We start from the raw sequence: 22,780 nt of genomic DNA on the forward strand, positions 1-22,780 counted from the left end.
CTCGGAGGCGTTCATTTCGTTGTGTCTTAATTCTTTCAGCCGTTCAAGTCCCTGTCAAATTGACCCGACTTGCTCGACTTGCTGGAATTAATCCGCGCCCCGCTTCCGGGACAACCCCTCTAACTTACCAGCCCATCCGGAGTGATACGAACATCCACCGGAGTCGGAAGTGTCGGGAGGTTGTCCGCGAGTGAGATCGGCGATCATCGCCGTCCTCGCGGGACTGGTGAACTCTATGTACGCCTCCGGGAACCGTCAAATCGATGGTTCGCCCGCGAAGCGGGGGTACGTACCGGAGGTGCGAGATCAACCCGCGCCCAGGGCGCTCATCATCCTGGTGGGCATCGCCGCCGCGATGGTCGTCCTCTATGGAATCCGTGAGGTGGCGTCGATCGCCGGCCCCGTCGTGCTGGCTCTGGTGCTGGTCATCGCCGTCTCCCCGGTACGCGGGTGGCTCGCCGCGAGGCGCGCGCCCATCTGGCTGCAGGTCGCCGTGCCGTTCCTCATCGTCGTGCTCGTGCTCCTCGGCATGGTCGGCATCGTGACCATCTCGGCCACCCAGCTCGCCTTGCTGCTGCCCACGTACGCCACCCAGTTCGACCGCCTCGTCACCGACGCGCAGCACTGGGCCACCACGCACGGCCTCAGCAACGACATGATCTACAGGGGGCTGCGGGCGTTCGACCCGGGAAAGATCGTGGAATTGGCGCAGAGTCTGCTCGGCAGTTTGATCGGCATTCTCTCCGCGATGTTCCTCATTGTCGTGCTGTTGCTGGCGATGTGTCTCGACGCGCCGGTGACCGCGAAAATCCTCACCTCCGGCGTGGGCAGAAGGCCGCGACTGGTGACGGCCCTGGGCATCTTCACGCACAAAACGCGGCGCTATCTGATTGTCTCGACCGTGTTCGGGCTGATTTACGCGGTGCTCGACGTGATCGCCCTGTCGCTGCTGGACGTGCCGCTCCCGCTGCTGTGGGGCGTGCTCGCGCTGATCGCCAACTACATCCCCAACATCGGCTTCCTCGTCGGCCTGCTGCCGCCCGCCATGCTCGCCCTGCTGGACGGCGGCGTGCAGAAAATGCTGCTCGTCATCGCCGCGTACACGATCACGAATGTCGTCACCCAGTCGTTCATTCTTCCGAAATTCCTGGGGGACGCCGTGGGGCTCTCCACGACCATGACGTTCATCTCGCTGATCGTGTGGACTTTCGTCCTGGGGCCGCTGGGCGCGGTTCTCGCCATTCCGCTCAGCCTGCTGGCGCGGGCGCTGTTCATCGACAGCGATCCGAGCGCCGGGTGGGCGCAGGCGCTGGTGTCGGGGAAGCTACCCGGAGGGTGAGACGAGGTGGCGCATGGACACCCCGCTCAGCCTCTTGACGTCGTGCGACAGGTGCGCCTGGTCGGCGTAGCCGGCCGCGATCGCCACCTCCGCCAGCGGGACGCCCGCGCGGGCCAGGGCCAGTGCGCGCTGGAAGCGGACGATGCGCTGGAGGGTCTTGGGCGCGTAGCCGAACGAGGTCAGGCTGCGGCGATGCAGCTGGCGCTCGCTGAAGCCCAGGTCCCACGCCACCTCCGCGACCGTGCGGCCGTTCCGGAGCGCGCCGGCGATGGCGGAGCTCGCGGGGTCGACAGCTGTCCCCTGGGCCAGGCGAGCTCTGACCGCGACCCGCAGCGCGTCGAGCCGCCGCGAAGGACCGGCGTCCGGGACGTGCGGAGACGGGAGGTCGGACAGCCGGACGCGCTGGTCGCGGAGCTCCTGGAGCGGGAGGCCGAAGAAGTCGCCCGCCGCACCCGGCTTGAACCGGATGCCCACGAACGTGTCCCCGCGAACCATGCGTGCCGGCATGGGGCCCGTGTCAGGACCGGCCACGAACAGGCCCTCCGGCGCCCAGATCAGGTCGACGCACGCGTCGGGCACCACGAGCTTCGTGGTGTCCGCCTCGCTGACCAGGCTCCACTCGCAGGCGACACGATCGGCGACGTCGGCGCCGGGGGGCCGTTCGACGTACATGCCCCCAACGTACGCGACCTCACCGACAGAAGCCGGGCAGCCTCCCGTACGCGCGCAGCGTCTTGAGCCTCTGCACGGTGACGTACCCGCCCCATTCGTGCTCCACCAGCGGCGTCCACATCAGCCAGTTCCCGCTCCATCCTCCGTCGTCGGACTGCGCGGCGATCAGCGCGTCGAGGTGGGTGTCCAGGACGTCCTGGGTGAACAGCGGCAGCCGCAGCGGCTCGGACGCGAAATCCGTCGGGAAGTGGGCGTGCCCGGGCGCGCCGGGGTCGAGGGCGACGGTCGCGAGGACGGCCTCGCGCAGTCGCGCGAACTCCGCCTCCGCACGGGCGCGGTCCGGCACCAGGTCCAGGAACGTCACCACGGCCCTGGCCTCGTACTCGCTGGTCTCATTGATCGAGGCGATCCGCGACCAGCAGAAGTCGGTGGCGGCGGCCAGCCAGGGATGCGTGCTGCCGTGCTTGTGCAGCAGCCCCGCGATCGACGCGGTGGGGACGAGGCTCCCGGGCGGCGAGTCGGGGGTCTCCCACCAGGGCGCGTGCGGAGTGTCGCGGACGGACGGCAGGACGAACGGCACGCCACCGTCGGCCGCGCTGACCTCGGCCAGGTAGTCGCAGGCGGCGGAGACCATCGGCGAGTCGAACGCGTCGAGTTCGTCCAGGATCCAGAACGCCACCTCGACGGGCTCCGGCTGGCTGCCCGCCCCGCGCAGGTCGGGCTCGAGCGCGTTGCCGAAGCCGCCGTCGGCGTTCTGGTAGCAGCGCAGCACGTCGAGCACCCGCTCGCGCGGCCCGTCCTTGAAGAGCGCCTCGAAACGCAACCTGTCGAGCAGGCGCCCATGGAGCTGCAGATAGTTCTCCGCGCGGTCGATCACGTCCATGCGGGCGAACCTATCCCTTGCCCCTGGCCGTTCTCTTGTCAGAATCGGACGTGTGGAGCGACAGCGGCGGTGGGACGGGGACGAGCGGTTCGTCGGCGTGAGCGACGCGGCGGCGATGCTGCCGGCCGTACGGCGGCTCGACGAGATGATGCGCACCGAGGGATGGGTCACCGAGGAGCCGGAGGCACATCTCCTTCCCCACCTGCGGCGCGTGCCCGGCTGGGAGGTGCTGGGCGAGCGGCTGCTCGACGACGGCTTCTACGAGGTGCGGGCCCGCCCGGAGGAGCGGCTGGAGGGCATCGACGTGCAGCGGGCCGTGATCAGGCTGCTGTCGATGATCGCCGAGCCCTCCTTCCTGGTACATCAGACGGGCGGCAACGTGTACGAGTGCGTGACCGGCGTGCTGCCCGGCGACCCTCCGGAGATCTTCAAATCGCACGGGCACCTCGTCCGGGTCATCGTGACTGAGGAGTAGCTCACTTCACGAAGAACACCGGCCCGCGCGGCCGGAACGGCAGGGAGGCGCCCTGCGGCACCAGGAACGCGTGCTCCCTGCGGATGTGCAGCACGTCGCACGCGCCGTCGGTGATCACCAGGATGGGGCCGTCGGGCGGGAAGTCGTCGGCCTGCTCGAGCAGCCTGACGCCCGGCTGGAGCACCGTGCCGCCGCGGCCGCGCACCCTGACCTTGCCCGCGATCTCCTCGACCGGCAGGTATCCGGCGTCGTAGGCGGCGGCGTCGCAGAAGACCACGCGGGCGCGCGGGACGTCGCGGGCCGCGGCGTAGGAGGCGATCGCGCCGAGCGCCTTGCCGAGCAGCGTCACGTCCATGGACCCCGAGGTGTCCAGCACGACACCGAACGTGGCCTTGCGCACGACCTCCTCGGGCCGCACCCAGCCGGGCCGCGGGATGCCTGGGCTCGACGCCTGCCTGCGCGAGGCGCGGGCGTAGGAGCGCCGCTTCTCCTCGGGCTGGAAGTGCTCGTCGAACCAGCGGGCGAGCCGGGCGTCCCAGGGCAGCGGCGGCTGGTCGAGCGCGCGGATCTCCTGCTCGAGCCCGGCGGGCAGCAGGCCGCGGCCGCTGCTCTGGTGGTAGGCCAGGCCGGTGCAGAGCGCGTTGCGGTAGTAGTCGTCGAGGTCGACGTATCCGCCGATGCGGCGGGGCGGCTGGTCGAGCACGTCGCCGAGCCCGCGCCCGCGCAGGGTGGCGAGCTTGCGGAGGCGGCGCAGGTCGGTGGCGATGCGGTCGTAGACCGCCTCCGCGGACATGCCGCCGAGCGACTGGTCGAACAGCAGCCCTTCCGGCATCTCGCCGACGCCCATCTCGATCAGCCAGCCGTTGATCACGTAGTCACAGGCGACGTTCCACAGGTACGGCTCCCTCATGCCGCACCGTTCGCCGTGGCGCAACGCGGCGTGCAGCATCTCGTGGGCCAGCACGAAGCGCCATTCGGGTTCGGAGAGCCGGGCGAGCGGATTGATGTAGATCTCCCCCGCCTCGGCGCTGACCGCGGCGATCGAGATGGCCCAGCCCCTGGCCAGCTCGGCGTCGGAGACGATCTTCATGCCCGCGGCCAGCGCGCCGAGCAGCGGGTACGACGACGTGAACCAGCGCAGCGCCAGGTCCCAGGGGCCCTTGACGTGCCCTTCGACAGGGGTGCGGGGCTCGCCGGCCCGGTCGAGCGCGCTGGTGGCCGCCTCGGCGATGCCGATCGCGAACGTGCGCTGGAAGTCGAGGTCCTCCGCCAGCTTCGCCGAGCCGATGCGGAAGTCGGGCTCGCCCGATGGCTTGACCGGGGGCGGCACGCCGAGCCTGCGCCAGCGTTCTGACAGCGCGACCTCGTCCTGTTCGGGCAGCTCGTCGGGGAGCGGCCAGGGGCAGCGCCCGATCTTGAGTGTGCGCAGGAACCGCTCCACGGCCAGGCAGCAGGCAGCGTGGTAGGCGGGGTCCGGGCGGTCGCCGTCGATGTCCTTCGGCGCGCAGGCGCGCGGGTCGGCATGGCCGAAGCCGAGGTGGAGCAGCAGGTGGGCGAAGACCCACGTCCATTCCTCGGCGGGGGCGCGGCGCTTGGGGTGGAAGCGCACGTCGCCGTCGTCGGTGACGACGGCCCAGGTGTCGTTCCCCAGCTCGTCCTGCTCGGCCTCCAGCAGGTAGCTGTGGAAGACGCGGAAGAGCGGCTGCCGGAGGACGGCGTTCCAGCCGTTGTGGATCTCCGCCCGCCACGGATCGACCTTGGCCTTGGCGCGTCTCATGACCGGGCCGCCATCAGCCTCGGCACGTCCCTCCCGACCTCCACCAGGAACCAGGTGGGCAGAGCGGGCGCTCCGTCGGCGTTGTTGGCGATGACCAGCTGGGCGCATTCGAGGGAGATCTCGGCCAGCTCCACCAGCAGCGTCTTCGCCCGGAAGCCCAGGTCGCGACCGCGGGCGGAGGATCCGCGCTTGTCCGTGGGCAGCTCCTTGATCAGGCGGGCGCGGAACGCCTCGGCCAGGAAGTAGAGCAGGTCGCGTTCCTCGGGCCTGCGGGGCCAGGGGGCCTCGCCCTTCAGCACGGCCTCCAGGTCGTACGCGTGCCGCACGGTCTTGACGTAGGCGCGGAAGGCGGAGGCGTGCGTGGCGGTCAGCGTGCCGAACGCCAGCATGGCGATCGTCTCGTCGGGCACGTCGTCGCCGTACGACAGCAGCACGTCGGACAGCATGTGCCAGGCCCGTGGCGAGGAGAACGGCTCCTCGGTCTTCGGTGGCGGGCTCCACAGGTGGTCGGGCCGCTGGACCAGGTAGTCGACGATCCACGGGTGGATGCCGTTGGCGGCGGCCCACTTCAGCCAGTCGTCCGCCGAGGCCCGAAGGTGCACGTGGACCAGCCGGTTGATCAGGGCGGACGCCATCGGGCGGGCGAGGGCGTTGTCGGTGGCGCGGTTGCCCGCGCCGATCACCACCGAGCCGGCGGGCAGCTCGTACGTGCCGATCCTGCGGTCGAGGATCAGCGAGTAGAACGCCTTCTGCACCTCGGGCGCGGAGGCGTTGAGCTCGTCGAGGAACAGGCAGTACGGCTCCGCGCGCGCGATCGACTCGGGCGGCGCGAACCGGCTGCGCCCGTCGACCAGTTCCGGCACGCCGATCAGGTCTTCGGGGGCGAGCTGGGTGCCGAGCAGCGTCACGCACTCCAGTCCGAGTGAGTCGGCGAACTCGCGTACGAGCGAGCTCTTGCCGATGCCGGGGGCGCCCCAGAGGAACACGGGCCGGACCACGGCGACGTGCAGCAGCAGCTCGGGGAGCTGCGCCGGGGTGACCGTGACCGTCGCCTGCACGCCTTCCAGGGTGGCGAACCAGGCCCCGCCCGCGCATCACATTTAATTGCGTTGCCCGGATGAACGGCCGCTGCCTACTGTGACCGGCATGACATGCATGTTCACCTGCCAGGTTTTCATCCGCATCCGCCACGGCCGGGCTCTGGCCCGCTAGCGGACGCGACCATCTGATCCAAGCCTGATCGCGCGTCCGCACGCGTGCCCAGGGCCCTTCGAGACCTGTCAATCTCGAGGACCCGAAAGGGCAAGTGCTGTGGCGCAGAATTTCGCGCACGGAAACTATTCACATACTCAGCGCAATGCCAGGAACAGCGGCGGCCGCACGCCCAGAGACCGGGCGCGGCGCACACTCTCGCAGAATTTCCTGGCCGACCGGCATGCCGTCGATCTGATGGTGAAAGCCGCCGCTCCCGAAGGGCTCGTGCTGGAGCCGGGCGCGGGCGAGGGTGTGCTCACCTTCGCGCTGGCCGAGGCGGGTGCGAAGGTCGTCGCCTACGAGATCGACCCGAGGCTCGCCGTACGGCTGGCCGCCCGCACGAACGGCGATCCCAGGATCGACGTGGTCAGGGGCGACTTCACGACCGCGCGGGCGCCGCGGGAGCCGTTCGCGGTCGTGGGCAACATCCCGTACTCGGTCACGTCGAAGATCGTGGACTGGTGCCTGCGGGCGCCTGCGCTGACCTCGGCGACGCTGCTCACCCAGCGGGAGTACGCCCGCAAGCGCACCGGCGACTACGGCCGCTGGAGCCTGGTCACGGTCGAGTCGTGGCCGTGGTTCAGCTGGCGGCTCGGCGACACGATCGGCAGGGAGGGCTTCCGGCCCGTCCCGTCCGTCGACTCGGCGATCCTGCGCATCCAGCGCAGGCAGGAGCCGCTCGTCCATGCGCGGCGCTCCTACCTGGAGCTGGTCGAGCTGGGCTTCGGCGGCGTCGGGGGCTCGGTGCGCGCCTCGCTGAAGAGGCGCTACCAGGGGGTGGACGCCGCGCTGGAGGCGGCGGGCGTCGCCCGTGACACCGTCGTGGGCCACGTCCACCCCGACCAGTGGATCACCTTGTGGGGGCGCCTATGCCGGTGACTTGATCCGGGCCGGCTCCGAACGGCCGGCGAGGGGAGCCAGTCCTGGGGCCCCGGTCGCGATGCGGCGGCCCCAGGGCATGGCCAGCAAGAGGACGGGCAGCAGCACGATCGACGCCCGCGACCAGTCCTGGTGCAGGTACCACCAGGTGTTGACGTCGAACTGGGTCATGTAGAGATAGCCGTATCCGGCCCAGATCGACACGCCCACGATGGCCGGCCAGGCGAACCTGGTGGGCCTGGCGATCAGGAACGGCATGAACCACAGCAGGTACTGGGCGCCCAGCCGCGGCGTCACCACCATGAAGATCAGCAGGATGGCGGTGGTCATGTCGATCGGGTCGGCTCGCCGCCAGACGAGGATCACCGCGATGACGCAGGCGTAGATGAGGTTCGTGCCGAGGGAGGCCAGCGCCGGTATCAGCGCCCAGTCGCCGCCGGTGAACCACGGCGTCCAGCCCCACTCGCCGATGATCGGCCGGATGTCCCGGATCGTGTTGATGACCGCGGGGATCTGGTCCAGGGACGTGCCCGCGAAGATCGGCAGCGTGACCAGGAAGAACACCGGCAGGAGCCCGGTGGTGAACAGCGCGGCGACCCGGGAGCGCAGGTTGGGCAGGAGCAGCAGCATGCCGGGGATCAGCCAGATCGGCCAGCTCTTCGCGCACAGCGCGAGGCCCATGAGGACCCCGGCAAGGGCGCCCCGCTTGAGGTCGGCCCGGTCGTCAGGCCCCGGCAGCAGGGCGCGGTGCAGCATGCCGCCCCGGCCGATCACGCGCGGGATCGAGGAGCGCACTCCGTGCGCGGCCACGCCCGCCCGCACCTTGGCGACCACGTCCGTCACGATGCCGGGACGCTCCAGCGGGCCGGAGCCGCGGGCGACCACGAACGCGGCCACGCCGAACACGAGCGCGACCGGCTCCACCTGGCCATGGATGCAGGCGATCATCAGGGCGAGCGGGTTGAGCGCGTACTGCAGGGCCCGCAGCGACGCCTTGGGACCGCCGGCCAGCTTGGCCACCAGCGGGATGAGCACGATGTCGGCGACCACGGTGACCAGGCGCCCGGCGAACTCCCACGGGATGCCGAGCCAGAGGAGGATGCCGTACACGTACGGGATGGTCGGCAGGAAGTGCCAGCCGCCCTCGCTGGCCAGCACGGGGTCCTGGCCGCGCAGCACGGCCTCGCCCGCGGGCTTGAAGCTCTCCATGAAGTCGACCGGCTGCCACGAGTCGATCGCCGACGTGTACATGATCAGCAGGCGGACGGCCACGCCCACGAGGACGGCGACAATGAGCGGTGGTCGCCAATCGCGCCATTGCGCGACGAGAGCGAGCACGACACCGGCGACGAGGACTATCCCCGTGAGAACTGCGTAATCCATGGCGGCCTCTAGCCTGCCGTAACAGTGGCAGTGCTTGCCACCAGGGCTTCCAATTCTTATCCCCGACATGCCGATACGTATGGCGATAGAGGCTCACTGTCTGTGTTGAACTTTTTCCATGGGGGGATCGCAGGTCAACCAGGCACTGGTCAGGCTCTATTTCGAGGTGAGGGATGCGACGAGGGACCCGGTCGCCACCTGGGCGAAACTCACAGCGAATTCACAGCAATATCGCGCGGCGCGGGGCGAGCGGCGGGTGCCGCTCGACGACGCCACGGTGGCCGAACTGGTGGCCGCGGCGATGATGCACACCGCCGCCCATCACGGGGCGGACCGGGTGGCGGCGCTGGCCACCTCGCCGCTGGCGCGGCTGGTCGGCGGGCTCGGCGGCGCGGTGCTGACCGAGCATCCGTGCGCGCCCGAGCAGGTGCTGGGGCCGCGGTTCGCCGGCCCGGGCGCCGACGACTGGGCGCGGGCAGCTTATGTGCTGCAGTGGGGAGAGAACAACCGGCTGGTACGCACGCCGGACACGCCCTGGGTGATCGCCGGACGGTACAAGGGGCAGAAGGTGGTCGCGGTGGGCACGCATCCCACGCGGCTGTCCGACGAGACGCTGGTCGTGCGCCCCGGCACGGACGGGGCGCTGGCGATGGCCATGGGGCACGTGCTGCTCAAGGAGTTCTACCTGGACAGGACGCCGTTCGCCGAGCACGCCATGGAGCGCACCGACCTGCCGTTCCTGGTGCGGCTGCGGGAGCGCGAGGAGGCGTACGTGCCGGACGGGCTGCTGGGGCGCGGCTGTGACCGGCTGAGCGTGTACGGCGGCGAGGCGGTGGAGGTGCTGCTGCCGCGCTTCGACGACGGGCCCGGCGTGCTGCGCCGCGGCGTGCCGGTGCTGCGGGAGGGCGAGGAGCTGGTGACGACCGTGTTCGACCTGCTGCTGGCCGTCTACGGAGTGTCGCGCCCCGGGCTGCCCGGCGTGTGGCCGTCCGGGTACGCCGACCGGGCCGAGCCGTACACGCCGGCCTGGCAGGAGGCGTGCACCGGGGTGGCCGCGTCGCGGACGCTGAAGATCGCGCGCGAGCTGGGCGTGACGGCGGAGAAGACGGGAGGGCGCTGCCTGATCGTGCCGGGGCGGCTGGAGACGCCGCACGCCGACACCGCCTACCGGGCGATGGTGGCGCTGCTAGTGCTCACCGGGTGCGGCGGCGGGTGGGCGCAGAAGAGCGGGGCGGGGATCCCGCTGGTGCCGTACCTGTGTCTGCACGCGTGCGGCGAGGACCTGTCGGACGTGGGCGCGCTGAGCTGGGCGCTGGCCGAGGGGCTGTTCGCGCGCCGGACGTCGCGCTCGGTGCTGCTGGAGGCGGTGCGCGACGGCTGGCCGATGGCGCCGCCGCCGCGCGTGCTGGCCCTGCCGCGGCCGATCTACCCGCTGCCGCCCGACGTGGACCTGCTCATCGGGCCCGACGACCACTGCGACCTGTCGGCGCCGGAGGCGGAGATGGTGGCGGACGCGGTCGAGAAGCTCTCCGGGCGCAGGCCTGCCGCCGAGACCGTCAGCGGTCCCGGCGGGGGGCGGATGCGGCTGCTGGTGGACCACGCCTGGATGCACGAGTACGGCGAGGCGCTGCCGACCTACCGGCCGCCGGGCCTCGGCGTCCCGCTCAAGCCCACGCAGCTCGTCAGGTGACCTGCGGCCCGCCCCCGGTGCGGAGACGGGCCGCCGAGCGGGTCAGAATCCGGCGGTGATCCTGGTGAACTCCCAGTCGGCCTGGGAGATGCCGCTGCAGTTGGAGACCACGCCGCCGCCGGGGCAGGGGCGGTCACGGTTGACGGCCCAGTAGGCGAGCCTGGTCAGGCCGTGCGACTTGGCCCAGTCGCGGATCTGCGTCCAGGTGGACGGGGAGGTCAGCTCCTGCTGGTCGGACAGGCCGTTCATGCCCGAGATGCCCATGTGCGCGTACGCCTGGGCGTCGCTCCACCCGAAGGCGCTCTTCAGCGCGTTCTTCAGGCCCTCGGAGGCGTTGACCGTGTCCTGGTACATGTTCGAGCCGCCGAAGTCGAACGGCATGATCGTGTAGTTGTCGATCGGCACGCCGAGCGCCTTGGACTGGTTGATGAGCCGCACGCCGGGCGCGGTGGGGCCGGTCTTGGAGGTGCCGAAGGTGACGACGGCCTTGACGTTCGGGTTGTTCTGCTTGATGATCTTGATTCCGTTCAGGATGCGGTCCTGGACGGTGTAGTTCTCGAACTCGTCGGTGTTCTCGATGTCGAAGTCCACGACGGCCGGGCCCACGGCGTTGATGACCTGCTGCACCGCGCCCGCGAACGCCTGCGGCGTCGAGCAGTTGGGGCCGAGCTTGTTACCCGACCAGCCGCCGAAGGAGATCTGGACGCTGCCGCCCTTCGACTTGATCGTGTTGATCGCCTGCTGGTCGGCGCCGCCGGTCAGCGGGCGGCTGCCGTCCCAGGCCGGGCTGCAGCCGCCGCCGGACAGGATGAACGCCATCGTGAACGACTTGACGCCGGTCGCGTCCATGACGGTGCCCGGGTTGGGCGGGTTGCCCCAGCCCATGTAGAGGTACGGGGCGCCGGCCATCTTGCCCCCTCCGCCGCTGGAGCAGCCGCTGGTGGTCGCGGTGGCGTCGCGGCCGGTCGACTCACCCGCCGAGTTGTACGCCTTCACCGTGTACGTGTGCGTCGTGCACGTGCCCAGCCCCGAGATGGTCGCGCTGGTGCCGGTGACCTGGGCCCGCTGCGTCGAGCCCTCGTACACGCGGTAGCCGGTCACGGTGCCGGACGAGGCGCCCCAGCTCAGCGAGATGCTCGAGTTGGTCACGGACGTGCTGACCGTGCCGGGCTGTCCGGGCGCGCCGGGGTTGCCGCCGCCGCCCGAGCCGGGCTTCCAGAGGGCCGGCACGTTGGGCGGCTCCCAGCCGGGCTGCGAGGTGTGGGCCTGGATGCACACGTAGCTGACGCCGTTGTAGGTGACGACGTCGCCGATGGCGTACGCGGTCCACGGGGCCCAGGCGGCGGCCAGCTGCTGCACGGCTCCGTACGCGGCGGGCGCGGCGGCCGTGAATCCGGCGCCGGTCAGCGCGAGGGCCAGCCCGGCGAGTAATGCGAGGAATTTGCTGCGAAATTTCATGGCATTCCCTGGAGGTGGGGCTTGACGGTCTTGGAGAAGGACCAGTTGTTGCTCGCGTCCCAGTTGATGGACCAGGTCATCGCGCCCCTGATGTCCGGGTAGGCGCGCGGTGGCACGAAGGTCCCGCAGCCGGTGCGCTTGGCCAGGCAGTCGAGCGCCTGGTTGACGAGGGAGGGCGAGACGACGCCGCCGCCCGCGGCGCCCGGCCCGGCCGGCAGGCCCAGCGCCACCTGGTCGGGGCGCAGGCCGTTCTCGAGCTGGATGCAGGCGAGGGCGGTCATGAAGTTCACCGAGCCCTGGGTGTACGCCTGTGCCTGGTCGCAGCCGAGCATGGAGCCGGAGTTGTAGTACTGCGTGTGGACGACCGTGAGGATGTCCTTGATGCTCAGGGCGAGCTTGAAGTACTCCATCCCGGTCGACTGCATGTCGATGGTCTGGGGCGCCATCGTGATGATCAGCCCGGAGCCGGCCTTGGCGCGCAGCGACCTGAGCGCCTGGGCCATGTAGGTGGCGTTGAGGCCGTTCTCCAGGTCGATGTCCACGCCGTCGAAGCCGTAGGCCCGCATCAGCGCGTACACCGAGTCGGCGAACCTCGTCGCGCCGGCCGCGTCGGCGACCTGCACCCGGCCGGCCTCGCCGCCGACGGACAGGATGACCTTCTTGCCCCGCTGGTGCAGGGCCTGCACGTCGGCCTTGAACTGGGCGTCGGTGTACCCGCCGACCGCCGCGGCCAGCCCGGGGTCGAGCGCGAAGGCGACCTCGCCCGGGGTGGCGGTGGCCTCGCCGAACGCGATCGCGACCAGGTCGTACTCGTCGGGCACGGCCGACAGCTTGAGCTCGGCGGCGGCGTTGGCGAAGTTGTGCCAGTAGCCGGTGAGGACGTGCTTCGGCAGGCTTCCGCCGCCGCCGGTGCAGCCGGTGGTGGTCGCGGTGGCGTCGCGCCCTGCCGACTCGCCCGCCGGGTTGTACGCCTTGACGGTGTAGGTGTGGCTCTCGCAGGAGCCGAGCCCGCCGATCGTGGCCGTGGTGCCCGTGACCGTGGCCTTGACAACGGTCCCCTCATAGACGCGGTAACCGGTCACCGTGCCGGAGGACGCTCCCCACGTGAGGGTGACGGCGCTCGCGGTCGCGGTGGCCGAGACGGCGCCCGGCGCGCCCGGCGCCCCGGTCGAGGAGCCGCCGCACGGGGCGCCGTTCAGCGTGCAGCCGGTGATGCCGGGGAAGTTGCCGGGGCTGCCGTTGAAGCCGAAGCTCGCGCTGGCCCCGGCCGCGAGCGGGGGCGCCCAGCTCGGATTGGTGAAGGTGTAGTGCTGCCCGCTCCGCGACATGACGGCGTCCCACGCGGAGGGGATCGAGTAGCCGGCGGGGACGTCGAACTGGACGTTCCAGCCGGTCATGGCCGTGGTGGTGCCGTTGGTGACGGTGACCTTGCCCTCGAAGCCGGAGCCCCAGTCGGAGACCTTGACGAACGTCGCGGTGGCCGAGGCGGCCTGGGCGGGGAGGGCGATGAGGGTCAGTGCGAGGGTTGTTGACGCCAGGAGGATCGCGCGGTGTTTCACGGGGGTCTTCCTTTGGGGGGCGGCGTGCCGTACGACTCGCGCCGGGGGGTGAGAGCGCGAGCCGTACGGCTCACTTTTAGGAAAGTTTCCTAAGAGTTGTCGCGATCGTAGCCTTGACATCCCATGCTTACAAGACCCAAAGAGCGCGTTTACGGTTGCTGGGTGATCCTGACGTCGTCCACGCCCGCCTCCACCAGGGAGGCCCCTGAGGCGTCGGCGGCGTCGACGAGGATGCGGACCGTCTGGCCCGCGAACGCGTTCAGGCTCGCGGTCGCCGTGGCCCAGGCGCCGTTGCGGTTCGAGGCCGCCCCGGCCTGGTTCAGGACCGTGGTGGTGGTGTTGCCGACCACGCGGACCCGGAAGTAGTCGGCACTGGAGGCGTTCGAGCCGTGCGCCAGGTACCACGAGAACGACAGGTTCAGGTTGCCCGTGGACGGGAGCGTGATCGGGGGCGACTGGATCGAGGTGAGGCCGCCGTCGACGTCGAAGTCACCGGCGGATGAGCCCGCCGAACGGCCCGTGACCAGGTCGTTCGTGCCGCTGACCGTGCTGCCGAGCTGCTTGGCGCCGCTCGAGTCGGTGTCCTCGGGGTCGCCGCGCTCCCACTGGCCGATCGTGGCGGTGTCGGTGCCCGACGGGTTGACCGTCCAGCCCGTGGCGCTCTCGAACGTGTCGGAGTAGACGGTCACCGGCGGGGTGCCCGTGCCGCAGTACTGGGCCTCCTTGCCGATGATCCGGTAGACGCAGTCCGAGTATTCGAGGAAGCGGAGCACGGCCTCCCGGTTGCGGGTGGTCTGGGGGACGATCTGCTCGTCAGGCGGGTAGAAGCCGGGATTCGAGCCGGTCGGGTACATCTCGAACGTGAAGCTGAAGATCTTGTAGACGCCCCACATCCAGTCGTCGATGGTCCCGTCGGTGATGTAGAGGTCGCTGGCCTGCTCGGGCGTGTAGCTGTTGGTCGAGGCCATGTTCTGGCCGAGTGTCGCGTGCGCGTCCCGGTCGTCCTGGGTCAGGCCTGGGGCGGTGTCGTTGAAGGTGTAGCCGTAGGGCCACAGGACCAGCTCGCTGTAGGTGTGCCAGTCGAGGTTGGTCTTGATCTGCTGCACGCCGCCGACCACCCGGCTGCGCACCCAGTTGGCCGCCGCCTTGACCTCGGGCGCCGACTCGGCGCTCGCGCCCCGGTACGTCTCGCTGGACGTGGAGCCCGACGAGCCGCCGCAGCAGCCCCAGTTGTAGGCCCAGTTGCGGTTCAGGTCGGTGCCGACGGCCGACGAGCCGGAGTTCGGCTGCCGGTTCTTGCGCCAGGAGCGGTAGGAGCCGGTGGCGATGTCGTACTCGCCGCCGTCCGGGTTCAGGTCCGGCATGATCCAGATCTCCCTGGTGTTCACCAGGTTGGTGATCCTGGAGTCCGTGCCGTAGTTGTCGGCCAGCAGATGCATGATGTACAGCGCCATCTCGACCGTCAGGTGCTCGCGGGCGTGCTGGTGGGCGGTGAAGAGCACCTCGGGCTCGTTCTCGTCCGTGCCCACGTTGTCGCTGATCTTGACCAGGCGCAGCGCCCGGCCCTCGTACGAGGTGCCGAACGTGCTCTGGCTGACGATGGTGGGATGGGCCGCGACCAGGGCGTTGATGTCCGCGTTCATCTCCGCGAAGTTGTGGTAGCCGGAGTCCGCCGGCGGGAAGTCAAGCGTCCCTACGCCGGACGGGGATGTCGGGCGCGGCGCCTCCGCCACCCGGTAGCCGAGCCGCCTGATGGCGGAGATCTCGGCCTCCGTCGCCGTGACCAGGACCGAGTCCTTGGCCACCTCCTCGATGGCCGCGCCGGTGGCCGCGACGGCGCTGCGCTGCTGCGCGTTCGCGGGGCCCTGGACGCGGTACTGCTTGTTGGCCGGGGGCTCCGCGGTGGCGCCCGCCCCGGTCATGCCGGTCAGGCTGATCAGGCTGAGGGCAGCAAGCAGGATGACTAATCGGTGTCTCACCTGTCCTCCTCGGGCGCTCGGGATCGGGTCGTGTCCGGCGCCTGACCCCGAGACTGAAGACCCGGCCTCACCTAGGAAAGGCCCAAAGTTACGGACATGCACCATCCCCCTGACAGGTCCCTGCCAGGTGGATGCCAGCGGGCCCGGACACCGTTGGGGACATGAAGTACGCGATCGAAGCCGAAGGGCTCGTCAAGAGATACGGCGACAAGGCCGCGCTCGACGGCGTCGACCTGAGGGCCAGGACGGGCGCCGTGCTCGGCGTCCTGGGCCCGAACGGCGCGGGCAAGACCACGGCGGTCCGCATCCTCGCCACCCTGGCCGTCCCCGACGCGGGCCGCGCCCTGGTCGGCGGGTACGACGTGACCCGCCAGGCCGGCAAGGTACGTGAGCTGATCGGCCTGACCGGCCAGTACGCCTCGGTCGACGAGAAGCTGACCGGCACCCAGAACCTGCTGCTGATGGGCCGCCTGCTCGGCCTGTCCAGGCCGGAGGCCCGGGCCAGGGCGGCGGAGCTGCTGGCCCGCTTCGGTCTGGAGGAGGCGGCCGGTCGCGCGGCGAGCGGCTACTCGGGCGGCATGCGCCGCCGCCTCGACCTGGCGGTCAGCCTGGTGAGCCGCCCGCGCATCCTGTTCCTCGACGAGCCGACCACGGGGCTCGACCCCCACGCCCGCGGCGAGCTGTGGGACGTGGTCAGGGAGCTGACCGCCGACGGCGTGACCGTGCTGCTGACCACCCAGTACCTGGAGGAGGCCGACCAGCTCGCCGACGACCTGCTGGTCATCGACCGGGGCCGGGTCGCCGCCGCCGGGACGCCCGACGAGCTCAAGGCGCTGGCGGGCGGCCACCGGCTCGATGTCAAGCCGCTGCGCGCCGCCGACCTGGAGAAGGCCGAGACGATCCTCGGCGCGAAGGCCGTGGACGGCGTGGTGAGCATCCCGGTGCACGACCTGGCCGAGCCGCCCGCCACGCTCCGGGCGCTCGACGACGCGGGCATCGTGCTCGCCGAGCACGCCCTGCGCCTGCCCTCACTGGACGACGTCTTCCTCACCCTGACCGGAGACCACCGATGACCACCGCGCTTTCCCAAGGGCTGACGCTGGCCTGGCGCAGCCTGATCCCGCTCAGGAACAGTCCAGGCCAGCTGCTGAGCATGCTGTTGCAGCCCGTCTTCATGATCGTCATCTTCGTGTACCTGTTCGGCGGCGCCGCCGGGGGTGACCGCGCGGGCGCGGTGGCGTACATGCTGCCCGGCGTGCTCGTCCAGGTGGCACTGATGTCGACGATCACCACCGGCATGAACCTGGCCACCGACATCGGCAACGGCGTGTTCGACAGGTTCAGGACCATGCCGATCGCCAGGTCCGCGCCCCTCGCGGGACGCATCATGGCGGACCTGCTCACGCTGCTGATCACGATCGCGATGTCCATGATCGTGGGGTACGTCGTCGGCTTCCGCGTCACGACGGACCCGATCGGCGCGCTGGCGGGGCTCGGCCTGGTCCTGCTGCTGGCCATGGCGTTGAGCTGGGGCTCGGCCTGGATCGGGCTGGTGGCCAAGTCCGTCACGTCGATGCAGGGCATCTCGACGGCCGTCCTGCTGCCTCTGACGTTCGGCAGCAGCGCCTTCGTGCCCGCCACCGACATGCCCGGCTGGCTGACCTGGTGGATGTCCGTCAATCCCGTCTCCCACCTGGCCGGCGCCCTGCGCGGGTTCCTGACCGGCGGCCTGCACGGGTCGGACCTGTGGATCACGCTCGGCTGGACCGCCGCGCTGCTCGCCCTCTTCGTCCCCCTTGCCCTTCGCGCTTACAACAGGAGAGTCCGATGATCGAGACCACCGAGACCATGACCACCCGCGACGGCGTCGAGCTCGTGTCGACGCTGTGGCGGCCCGCAGCCGACGGGCGTTTCCCGGTGCTGCTCTCGCGCACCCCGTACGGGCGGGCCGTCGAGGGCCCCGGGTTCCACCTGGACGTGCCCCGCCTCGTGGCCGCCGGGTACGCGGTCGTCCTCCAGGACGTGCGTGGCACGGGTGCCTCGCAGGGCGAGTTCCGGTTCGTCGGCGGCGAGGCGGCCGACGGCTACGACGCGGTCCGGTGGGCGGCGACCGCGCCGTGGTCGGACGGAAATGTCGGGATGTATGGGGATTCGTACCTGGGTATCACCCAGCTGCTCGCGGCCCAGGAGCGGCCGGAGGGCCTGCGGGCCATCGCACCGCACGTCGCCCCCGCCGGGCTGTACGAATGCGTCTACCAGCCGGGCGGCGTCCCCAACCTCAACATCATCCTCACCGTCAGCGCGATGGTGCTCGCCGTGGACGAGCTGGACCGCCGGATCTCCCTGGGCACGGCCACGCAGGAGGACAAGGACAGGTACGTGGCGGCCATCGGCCTGCCCGACCGGATCGACGAGCGCCTGCTGGAGCTCTCCGAGCGGCTGCCGCTCAGCGACCAGCCGCTGCTGGCGGACCTGGTGCCCTTCTACGCCCAGTGGATGGACCACCCTGACCCGCTCGACCCGCTCTGGCGGGGCGGGGTCGTCGACCACTCCAGGATCGAGGTGCCCGCGCTGGTCAGCACCGGCTGGTACGACTACTTCCGCGACGGCTCCATCGGGCACTACGAGCGGCTGCGCGGCGAGTCCCGGCTGATCGTGGGCCCGTGGACGCACTTCACGCACGAGCGGGACATCTGCGGGCGCGACTACGGCGACCAGGCCGGTCACGATGCCGTGGACTGGACCGGGGTGCACCTCGACTGGTTCGACCACTGGCTGCGCGGGGCGCCGGCACACGACCAGGCTCGCGTGAAGATCTTCGTGATGGGCGACGACGCCTGGCGCGACGAGGACGACTGGCCCATCTCGCGGGCCCGGCACATCCCGTACCACCTGGGCTTCGACGGGACGCTGAGCACGAGGCCGGTGGCGGGCGGCTCCGCCGAGTTCGTCAGCGACCCCGGCGACCCGGTGCCGACGCTCGGCGGGGCGGTCATGACGTTCGCCGCGTTCGGCCCGCTCGACCAGCGGCCCCTCGACGAGCGCGGCGACGTGCTGCGTCATCAGAGCGAGCCGCTCGGCGCGCGGGTGGAGGTGAGCGGCGAGATCGAGCTGGTCGCGCGCGTCTCCTCCACCGCCACGAGCGCGGACGTCACGGCCAAGCTGATCGACGTCCACCCCGACGGGCGGGCCGAGCTGCTGACCGACGGCGTCGCGAGGGTGGACGGCCTCGTGCCCGGCGAGGTCCGCGAGGTCACGGTCCGGCTCGGCGCCATCTCGAACGCGTTCCGGCCGGGCCATCGGATCAGGATCGACGTGGCGGGCTCGAACTTCCCCAGATTCGGCCGGAACCCGGAGAAGGGCACCACCACACTGCACGGCCCGTCCTACGTCGTGCTGCCGACCATCCCGTAGACCTCTTCCCTCGACATGGCCGCGCCCTTGGCGAAGCACTCCTCGAAGTGCTCGTCACCGAGCGCGGCCCTGGCCGTTTCCAGGCCCTTCGACGTGTCGAGCGAGGTGTCGCGCGGCTCGATCGCCGACGACGCGCCGAACAGCACGGCCGCCCGCTCCTGGTCGCCCGCGACCTGCGCGGCCAGCGCGAACCCGGCCAGCACCAGCGACAGGATCGGCCGGTCGGGGTTGCCCTGGCCGAGCACACCGAGGGCCAGCCGGTGCTGCTCGATCGCGGCGTCCAGCTCGCCGGTCCGTGCCAGCGCCCGGCCGTACGCGGTCCTGAGCGAGGCGATGAGCTGCACCACGGGCGGAGCCTGCGCGAGCACGTCGAACAGGCCGCGGTAGATCTCCAGCCCGCGCTCCAGCTCCCCGCGCAGGCAGGCGTACCCGGCCTCGCCCATCCCGAGCACGACCAGCGAGTACGGCGCGGTCTCCTCGTTCACGCCGGCCCTGGCCCTGGCCAGGTCCTCGCCCGCGCCGTCCAGGTCGCCGCCGCGCATGCGCAGCTCCGCCAGCCTGATCAGGGTCGAGATCGCCTCGTCGGCGCCGACCCAGCGGCTGGTCATGCCCCAGACCTCGGCGATGATGTCGTCGGTCGGCGCGCCCCTGGCGGCCCGCAGCTCGGCCAGCCCCAGGAGGGCCTCGGTCAGCCCCCACCGGTCGCCGAGCTTCCTGAACCCGGCCACCGCCTGCTCGAGGTTCTCCTCGGTGCGGGCGCCCGGGCCGCCGATCATGAGGGCGGAGCTGGACAGCCAGGGATCGTCGCTCTGGACGTACCCTTCGAGCAGTTCCGCGGCCACCTCGTCGCGGCCCGCGACGGCGGCCATGACGACCCTGCTGAGCTTGATCATCGGATGCAGCGGTCCCTCCTGCTCCGCCCGCTCGACCAGGAGGTCCATCCGGTGCGACAGCGCCAGCATGGCGGGCCGGTCGTTGGCGATCGTGCCGATCATGGAGACGCCGTACGCGAACGTGCAGGACGTGTAGGCCGCGGCCAGCCCCGGCGGCGGCTCGTCGCCCACCAGGTCGAGCACCTGCACAGCCCAGGTCGTGCTCTCCCGCCGGTAGCCGCACATCCACCAGTACCAGTTGAGCGCCCCGCACAGCCGCAGCGCGGTCTCGGCGTCCCGCTCGTCGATCGCCCAGCGCAGCGCGGCGGCGAAGTCGTCGCGCTCGGGCGCCATCCGCTCGAGCCAGGCGGTCTGCGCGGCCGTGCGCAGCTCGGGCACCGCCCGTTCGGCCAGGTCCAGCAGGTACGCCGCGTGCCGCCGCCGGTACTCGCCCGCCTCCCCCGCCTCGGCCAGCCGTTCGAGCGCGTAGGCACGGATGGTCTCCAGCATGGAGTAGCGGCCCTCGGGCGAGACCTGGACCAGCGACTTGTCGGCGAGCGCGCCCAGCACGTCCGCCGTCCCCCCGCAGACCGCCTCGACCGCCTCGAGCGTCGCGCCGCCCGCGAACACGCCGAGCCGCCTGGCCAGCACCCGCTCCTCCGCGCTCAGCAGGTCCCAGCTCCACTCCACCACCGCTCTGAGCGTCTGCTGGCGCGGCAGCGCGGTCCTGCTGCCGCCGGTGAGCAGCTTGAACCGGTCGTCGATGCGGTCGGCGAGCTGCTGCGGCGTCATGGTGCGCAGGCGGGCCGCGGCCAGCTCGATGGCCAGCGGCATGCCGTCCAGCCGGCGGCAGAGCGCCACCAGGGCGGCCACGTTCCCCTCGTCGATCGCGAACCCGGGCCGGGCGGCGGTGGCCCGGTCCAGCAGCAACCGGACCGACGGGTACGCCTCCGCCTGTACGGGGTCCGCACCGATGGGCGGCGGCGCGAGCGGCGGGATGGGCGCCAGGTGCTCGCCCGCCAGGTTGAGCGGCTCCCTGCTCGTGGCCAGCACCCGCAGGTCGGGGCAGTCGGTGAGCAGCCGCTCGGCCAGCTCGGCGGCCGCGTCGACGAGATGCTCGCAGTTGTCCAGCACCAGCAGCGCGGACCGGCCCGCGACGGCCTCGGCCACCTGCGCCACCGGGTCACCCCCGTCAGCGGGCATGCGGTACGGCGGACGGTCGTCGCGCAGGCCCAGCGCGTCGAGCACGGTGCCGATGACCTCTTTCGGGTCGCTGACCGGGGCCAGCTCGACCATCCAGGCTGCTTCGGCGGATCGCAGCGCCACCTCGGTGGCCAGCCTGGTCTTGCCCGCGCCGCCGGGACCGACCAGCGTGACGACCCTGGCCTGGCAGAGCAGGGCCGCGAGCTGGTCCAGCTCGGCCTCACGACCGATGAAGCTGGTCCTCGGGGCCCGTATGTTGCCCCGCTGCCGGACCTGGACCGGTGGGGCCTGCGCGCGTACCTCTCCTGAGACGACAGCCAGGTGGGCGGCACGCAGCTCGGGCCCGGGATCGACGCCGAGCTCGTCGGCGAGCGTGCGGCGGGTCCGCTCGAACAGCTCCAGCGCCTCGGCCTGCCGGCCCTCGGCGGCCAGCGCCCGCATGGCCAGCGCGGCCAGCCGCTCGCGCAGCGGGTGCGCGGCGACCTCCGCGGTCAGCTCGACCGGCGCCCCCGCCGCCAGCCGCGCCTCGGCGCGGCTCTCGACGGCGGCGAGGCGCTCCTGCTCCAGGGCGGCGGCCGCGTTCGCCAGAAGCGGCACCGAGGTGAGGTCCGCCAGCGCCGGTCCCCGCCAGAGCTCCAGTCCCTCCCCGTTCCTGGCCGTCCTCCTGAACCGGAGCGCGTCCACGTCGTCCGGCTCCACGGCCAGCGCGTAACCGCCCGGCCTGCTCTCCACCACCTCGTACGGGCGCAGCGCCCCCCTCAGCCGCTTGACCAGCGTCTGGAGGGCGTTGGCCGCGTTGGCGGGAGGCTCGTCCGGCCACAGGGCGTCGATCAGCCGCTCTGCGGTGACGGTACGGCCGGCCTCCAGGGCGAGGACGGCCAGCAGCGCCCGCAACCTGAACCCACCGACCGCGACCGGTCCCTCGTCGCCCTCGACCTCCAACGGCCCAAGGATGGATATCCGCACATGTCACATCCTGCCCTGCCGAGCAGTCAAAGGGCGCGGTCCACGCGGCCACCCCTAGCCACGCGGACCGCGCCCGTCTCGAACCGCGAACCCACCGGACAGCAGCGCCGCCAGCCACAGCGCGATCAGTGGACCCGCTGCATTCCATAGTAAACAAATAGGTATTGCGGGTAAAGCTCGAATTCGTATCCGCGCGAGATATGGTGATGTGCGGTGAATCTTCCCCTGGAGCAAGCGGCATGTTCTTCGGTATCACGAACTTCTGGGCCTACGTCCTCGGCGCCTTCCTGATCATCCTTCTCCCCGGCCCGAACTCCCTGTACGTGCTCAGCTTCGCCGCCCGAAACGGCGTCCGCCAGGGCTACCGGGCCGCGGCGGGCGTCTTCCTCGGCGACACCGTGCTGATGTTCCTGGCCGCCGCCGGCGCCGCCTCCCTGCTCCGCTCCAACCCGCTGCTCTTCACGATCGTCAAGTACGCGGGCGCCGGCTACCTGGCGTGGATCGGCTTCCAGATGATCAGGGGCGCCTGGAGATCGAGGACGGCGACCGAGGAGAAGCCGCAGGTCAAGATGGAGCGCCAGGAGCGTCCGTTCCGCAAGGCCCTGATGATCAGCCTGCTGAACCCGAAGGCCATCCTGTTCTTCATCTCGTTCTTCATCCAGTTCGTGGACCCGTCGTACGCCACCCCCGCGCTGTCGTTCCTCATCCTGGGCGCGGTCATCCAGGTGTTCAGCTTCCTCTACCTGACGGCGCTGATCTTCGGCGGCACCTTCCTGGCCACCCAGTTCCGCCGCCACAGGAAGCTCAGCGCCGGTCTGACCTCGGGCGTCGGCGCCCTGTTCCTCGGGTTCGGCGCGAAGCTCGCCACCACGTCACTCAGCTGAAAGCCGGCCGAAAGGGTCTGCTGTTTTCGTGGGAACCAGATGGAACGAGTCAAAAGAGGCAGTCGCACCACCCCGCCTCGGGTACGGTAGGCC

At 70.9% G+C, this 22,780-nt stretch carries 17 protein-coding genes; 8 read left to right on the forward strand and 9 right to left on the reverse strand.

Features of this window, described 5'->3' with window-relative positions:
* Nucleotides 1-298: 298 nt before the first annotated feature.
* Nucleotides 299-1,339 carry an AI-2E family transporter gene (locus AB0J64_RS30225; RefSeq protein ID WP_364034070.1) on the forward strand — a complete coding sequence of 347 codons (1,041 nt, stop codon included), beginning with the start codon at nucleotides 299-301 and terminating at the stop codon, nucleotides 1,337-1,339.
* Here the strand turns inward: AB0J64_RS30225 and AB0J64_RS30230 are convergent.
* The gene (locus AB0J64_RS30230; RefSeq protein WP_364034073.1) at nucleotides 1,325-2,011 is read right to left on the reverse strand and encodes a helix-turn-helix transcriptional regulator; all 687 of its coding nucleotides are present in this window, start codon (nucleotides 2,009-2,011) and stop codon (nucleotides 1,325-1,327) included. The two genes, AB0J64_RS30225 and AB0J64_RS30230, sit on opposite strands and share 15 nt — an antisense overlap.
* Before the next feature lie 19 nt (nucleotides 2,012-2,030).
* On the reverse strand, nucleotides 2,031-2,894 hold the full coding sequence (locus AB0J64_RS30235) for a hypothetical protein (RefSeq protein ID WP_364034076.1): 864 nt from the start codon (nucleotides 2,892-2,894) through the stop codon (nucleotides 2,031-2,033).
* Between the two features lie 52 nt (nucleotides 2,895-2,946).
* Between AB0J64_RS30235 and AB0J64_RS30240 the strand changes: the two genes are divergently transcribed.
* Nucleotides 2,947-3,369, forward strand: a complete 423-nt coding sequence (locus tag AB0J64_RS30240) for a hypothetical protein (RefSeq protein ID WP_364034079.1) — start codon at nucleotides 2,947-2,949, stop codon at nucleotides 3,367-3,369.
* A 1-nt stretch (nucleotide 3,370) separates the two neighbouring features.
* On the opposite strand, the gene AB0J64_RS30245 is transcribed toward AB0J64_RS30240, so the two are convergent.
* Complete coding sequence (locus AB0J64_RS30245; protein ID WP_364034082.1) at nucleotides 3,371-5,146, reverse strand: hypothetical protein; 1,776 nt, start codon at nucleotides 5,144-5,146, stop codon at nucleotides 3,371-3,373.
* Nucleotides 5,143-6,204: a MoxR family ATPase gene (locus AB0J64_RS30250; RefSeq protein ID WP_364034085.1), complete on the reverse strand. Its 1,062-nt coding sequence runs from the start codon at nucleotides 6,202-6,204 to the stop codon at nucleotides 5,143-5,145. The genes AB0J64_RS30245 and AB0J64_RS30250 overlap by 4 nt, the downstream gene beginning before the upstream one ends.
* A gap of 253 nt (nucleotides 6,205-6,457) precedes the next feature.
* Between AB0J64_RS30250 and erm the strand changes: the two genes are divergently transcribed.
* Nucleotides 6,458-7,279, forward strand: a complete 822-nt coding sequence (erm, locus tag AB0J64_RS30255; RefSeq protein WP_364034088.1) for an ErmE/ErmH/ErmO/ErmR family 23S rRNA (adenine(2058)-N(6))-methyltransferase — start codon at nucleotides 6,458-6,460, stop codon at nucleotides 7,277-7,279.
* On the opposite strand, the gene AB0J64_RS30260 is transcribed toward erm, so the two are convergent.
* Complete coding sequence (locus AB0J64_RS30260; protein WP_364034091.1) at nucleotides 7,268-8,662, reverse strand: hypothetical protein; 1,395 nt, start codon at nucleotides 8,660-8,662, stop codon at nucleotides 7,268-7,270. The genes erm and AB0J64_RS30260 overlap by 12 nt on opposite strands.
* 118 nt (nucleotides 8,663-8,780) lie before the next feature.
* Here AB0J64_RS30260 and AB0J64_RS30265 point away from each other — a divergent pair, with 118 nt between their 5' ends.
* Nucleotides 8,781-10,352 (forward strand): molybdopterin-dependent oxidoreductase, encoded by a 1,572-nt coding sequence (locus AB0J64_RS30265; RefSeq protein WP_364034094.1) that lies wholly within the window; start codon nucleotides 8,781-8,783, stop codon nucleotides 10,350-10,352.
* A gap of 42 nt (nucleotides 10,353-10,394) precedes the next feature.
* Here AB0J64_RS30265 and AB0J64_RS30270 read toward each other — a convergent pair whose 3' ends face one another.
* The 3 genes from AB0J64_RS30270 to AB0J64_RS30280 all read right to left on the reverse strand — a co-directional run bounded on the left by AB0J64_RS30270 (nucleotide 10,395) and on the right by AB0J64_RS30280 (nucleotide 15,348).
* Entirely contained in the window at nucleotides 10,395-11,810 is a 1,416-nt protein-coding gene (locus AB0J64_RS30270) for a carbohydrate-binding protein (protein WP_364034097.1), read from the reverse strand.
* Nucleotides 11,807-13,369: a cellulose binding domain-containing protein gene (locus tag AB0J64_RS30275; protein ID WP_364034100.1), complete on the reverse strand. Its 1,563-nt coding sequence runs from the start codon at nucleotides 13,367-13,369 to the stop codon at nucleotides 11,807-11,809. The genes AB0J64_RS30270 and AB0J64_RS30275 overlap by 4 nt, the downstream gene beginning before the upstream one ends.
* Before the next feature lie 149 nt (nucleotides 13,370-13,518).
* On the reverse strand, nucleotides 13,519-15,348 hold the full coding sequence (locus AB0J64_RS30280) for a M14 family zinc carboxypeptidase (protein WP_364034103.1): 1,830 nt from the start codon (nucleotides 15,346-15,348) through the stop codon (nucleotides 13,519-13,521).
* A 161-nt stretch (nucleotides 15,349-15,509) separates the two neighbouring features.
* On the opposite strand from AB0J64_RS30280, the gene AB0J64_RS30285 reads away from it, so the two are divergent.
* From AB0J64_RS30285 to AB0J64_RS30295, 3 genes are read left to right on the forward strand one after another with little or no spacing between them, the layout of a single operon-like run.
* A complete protein-coding gene (locus AB0J64_RS30285; RefSeq protein ID WP_364034106.1) occupies nucleotides 15,510-16,421 on the forward strand; it encodes an ATP-binding cassette domain-containing protein in 912 nt (303 codons plus the stop codon).
* Entirely contained in the window at nucleotides 16,418-17,179 is a 762-nt protein-coding gene (locus AB0J64_RS30290; RefSeq protein ID WP_364034109.1) for an ABC transporter permease, read from the forward strand. The genes AB0J64_RS30285 and AB0J64_RS30290 overlap by 4 nt, the downstream gene beginning before the upstream one ends.
* Nucleotides 17,176-18,762, forward strand: a complete 1,587-nt coding sequence (locus AB0J64_RS30295) for a CocE/NonD family hydrolase (RefSeq protein WP_364034112.1) — start codon at nucleotides 17,176-17,178, stop codon at nucleotides 18,760-18,762. Before AB0J64_RS30290 ends, AB0J64_RS30295 begins: the two co-directional genes overlap by 4 nt.
* Here the strand turns inward: AB0J64_RS30295 and AB0J64_RS30300 are convergent.
* Nucleotides 18,735-21,803 carry a BTAD domain-containing putative transcriptional regulator gene (locus AB0J64_RS30300; protein ID WP_364034115.1) on the reverse strand — a complete coding sequence of 1,023 codons (3,069 nt, stop codon included), beginning with the start codon at nucleotides 21,801-21,803 and terminating at the stop codon, nucleotides 18,735-18,737. The genes AB0J64_RS30295 and AB0J64_RS30300 overlap by 28 nt on opposite strands.
* A gap of 239 nt (nucleotides 21,804-22,042) precedes the next feature.
* Between AB0J64_RS30300 and leuE the strand changes: the two genes are divergently transcribed.
* On the forward strand, nucleotides 22,043-22,687 hold the full coding sequence (leuE, locus tag AB0J64_RS30305; protein ID WP_364034118.1) for a leucine efflux protein LeuE: 645 nt from the start codon (nucleotides 22,043-22,045) through the stop codon (nucleotides 22,685-22,687).
* Nucleotides 22,688-22,780: the final 93 nt, after the last annotated feature.

This window comes from Nonomuraea sp. NPDC049695, from assembly GCF_040674955.1.
GTDB classification, from domain to species: domain Bacteria; phylum Actinomycetota; class Actinomycetes; order Streptosporangiales; family Streptosporangiaceae; genus Nonomuraea; species Nonomuraea helvata.

Coding starts and splice junctions, on each gene's coding strand:
- AB0J64_RS30230 (WP_364034073.1), bottom strand. CDS start 2,011: ATGTACGTCGAACGGCCCCCCGGCGCCGACGTCGCCGATCGTGTCGCC.
- AB0J64_RS30245 (WP_364034082.1), bottom strand. CDS start 5,146: ATGAGACGCGCCAAGGCCAAGGTCGATCCGTGGCGGGCGGAGATCCAC.
- AB0J64_RS30260 (WP_364034091.1), bottom strand. CDS start 8,662: ATGGATTACGCAGTTCTCACGGGGATAGTCCTCGTCGCCGGTGTCGTG.
- AB0J64_RS30285 (WP_364034106.1), top strand. CDS start 15,510: ATGAAGTACGCGATCGAAGCCGAAGGGCTCGTCAAGAGATACGGCGAC.
- AB0J64_RS30295 (WP_364034112.1), top strand. CDS start 17,176: ATGATCGAGACCACCGAGACCATGACCACCCGCGACGGCGTCGAGCTC.
- AB0J64_RS30265 (WP_364034094.1), top strand. CDS start 8,781: ATGGGGGGATCGCAGGTCAACCAGGCACTGGTCAGGCTCTATTTCGAG.
- AB0J64_RS30270 (WP_364034097.1), bottom strand. CDS start 11,810: ATGAAATTTCGCAGCAAATTCCTCGCATTACTCGCCGGGCTGGCCCTC.
- AB0J64_RS30235 (WP_364034076.1), bottom strand. CDS start 2,894: ATGGACGTGATCGACCGCGCGGAGAACTATCTGCAGCTCCATGGGCGC.
- AB0J64_RS30290 (WP_364034109.1), top strand. CDS start 16,418: ATGACCACCGCGCTTTCCCAAGGGCTGACGCTGGCCTGGCGCAGCCTG.
- leuE (WP_364034118.1), top strand. CDS start 22,043: ATGTTCTTCGGTATCACGAACTTCTGGGCCTACGTCCTCGGCGCCTTC.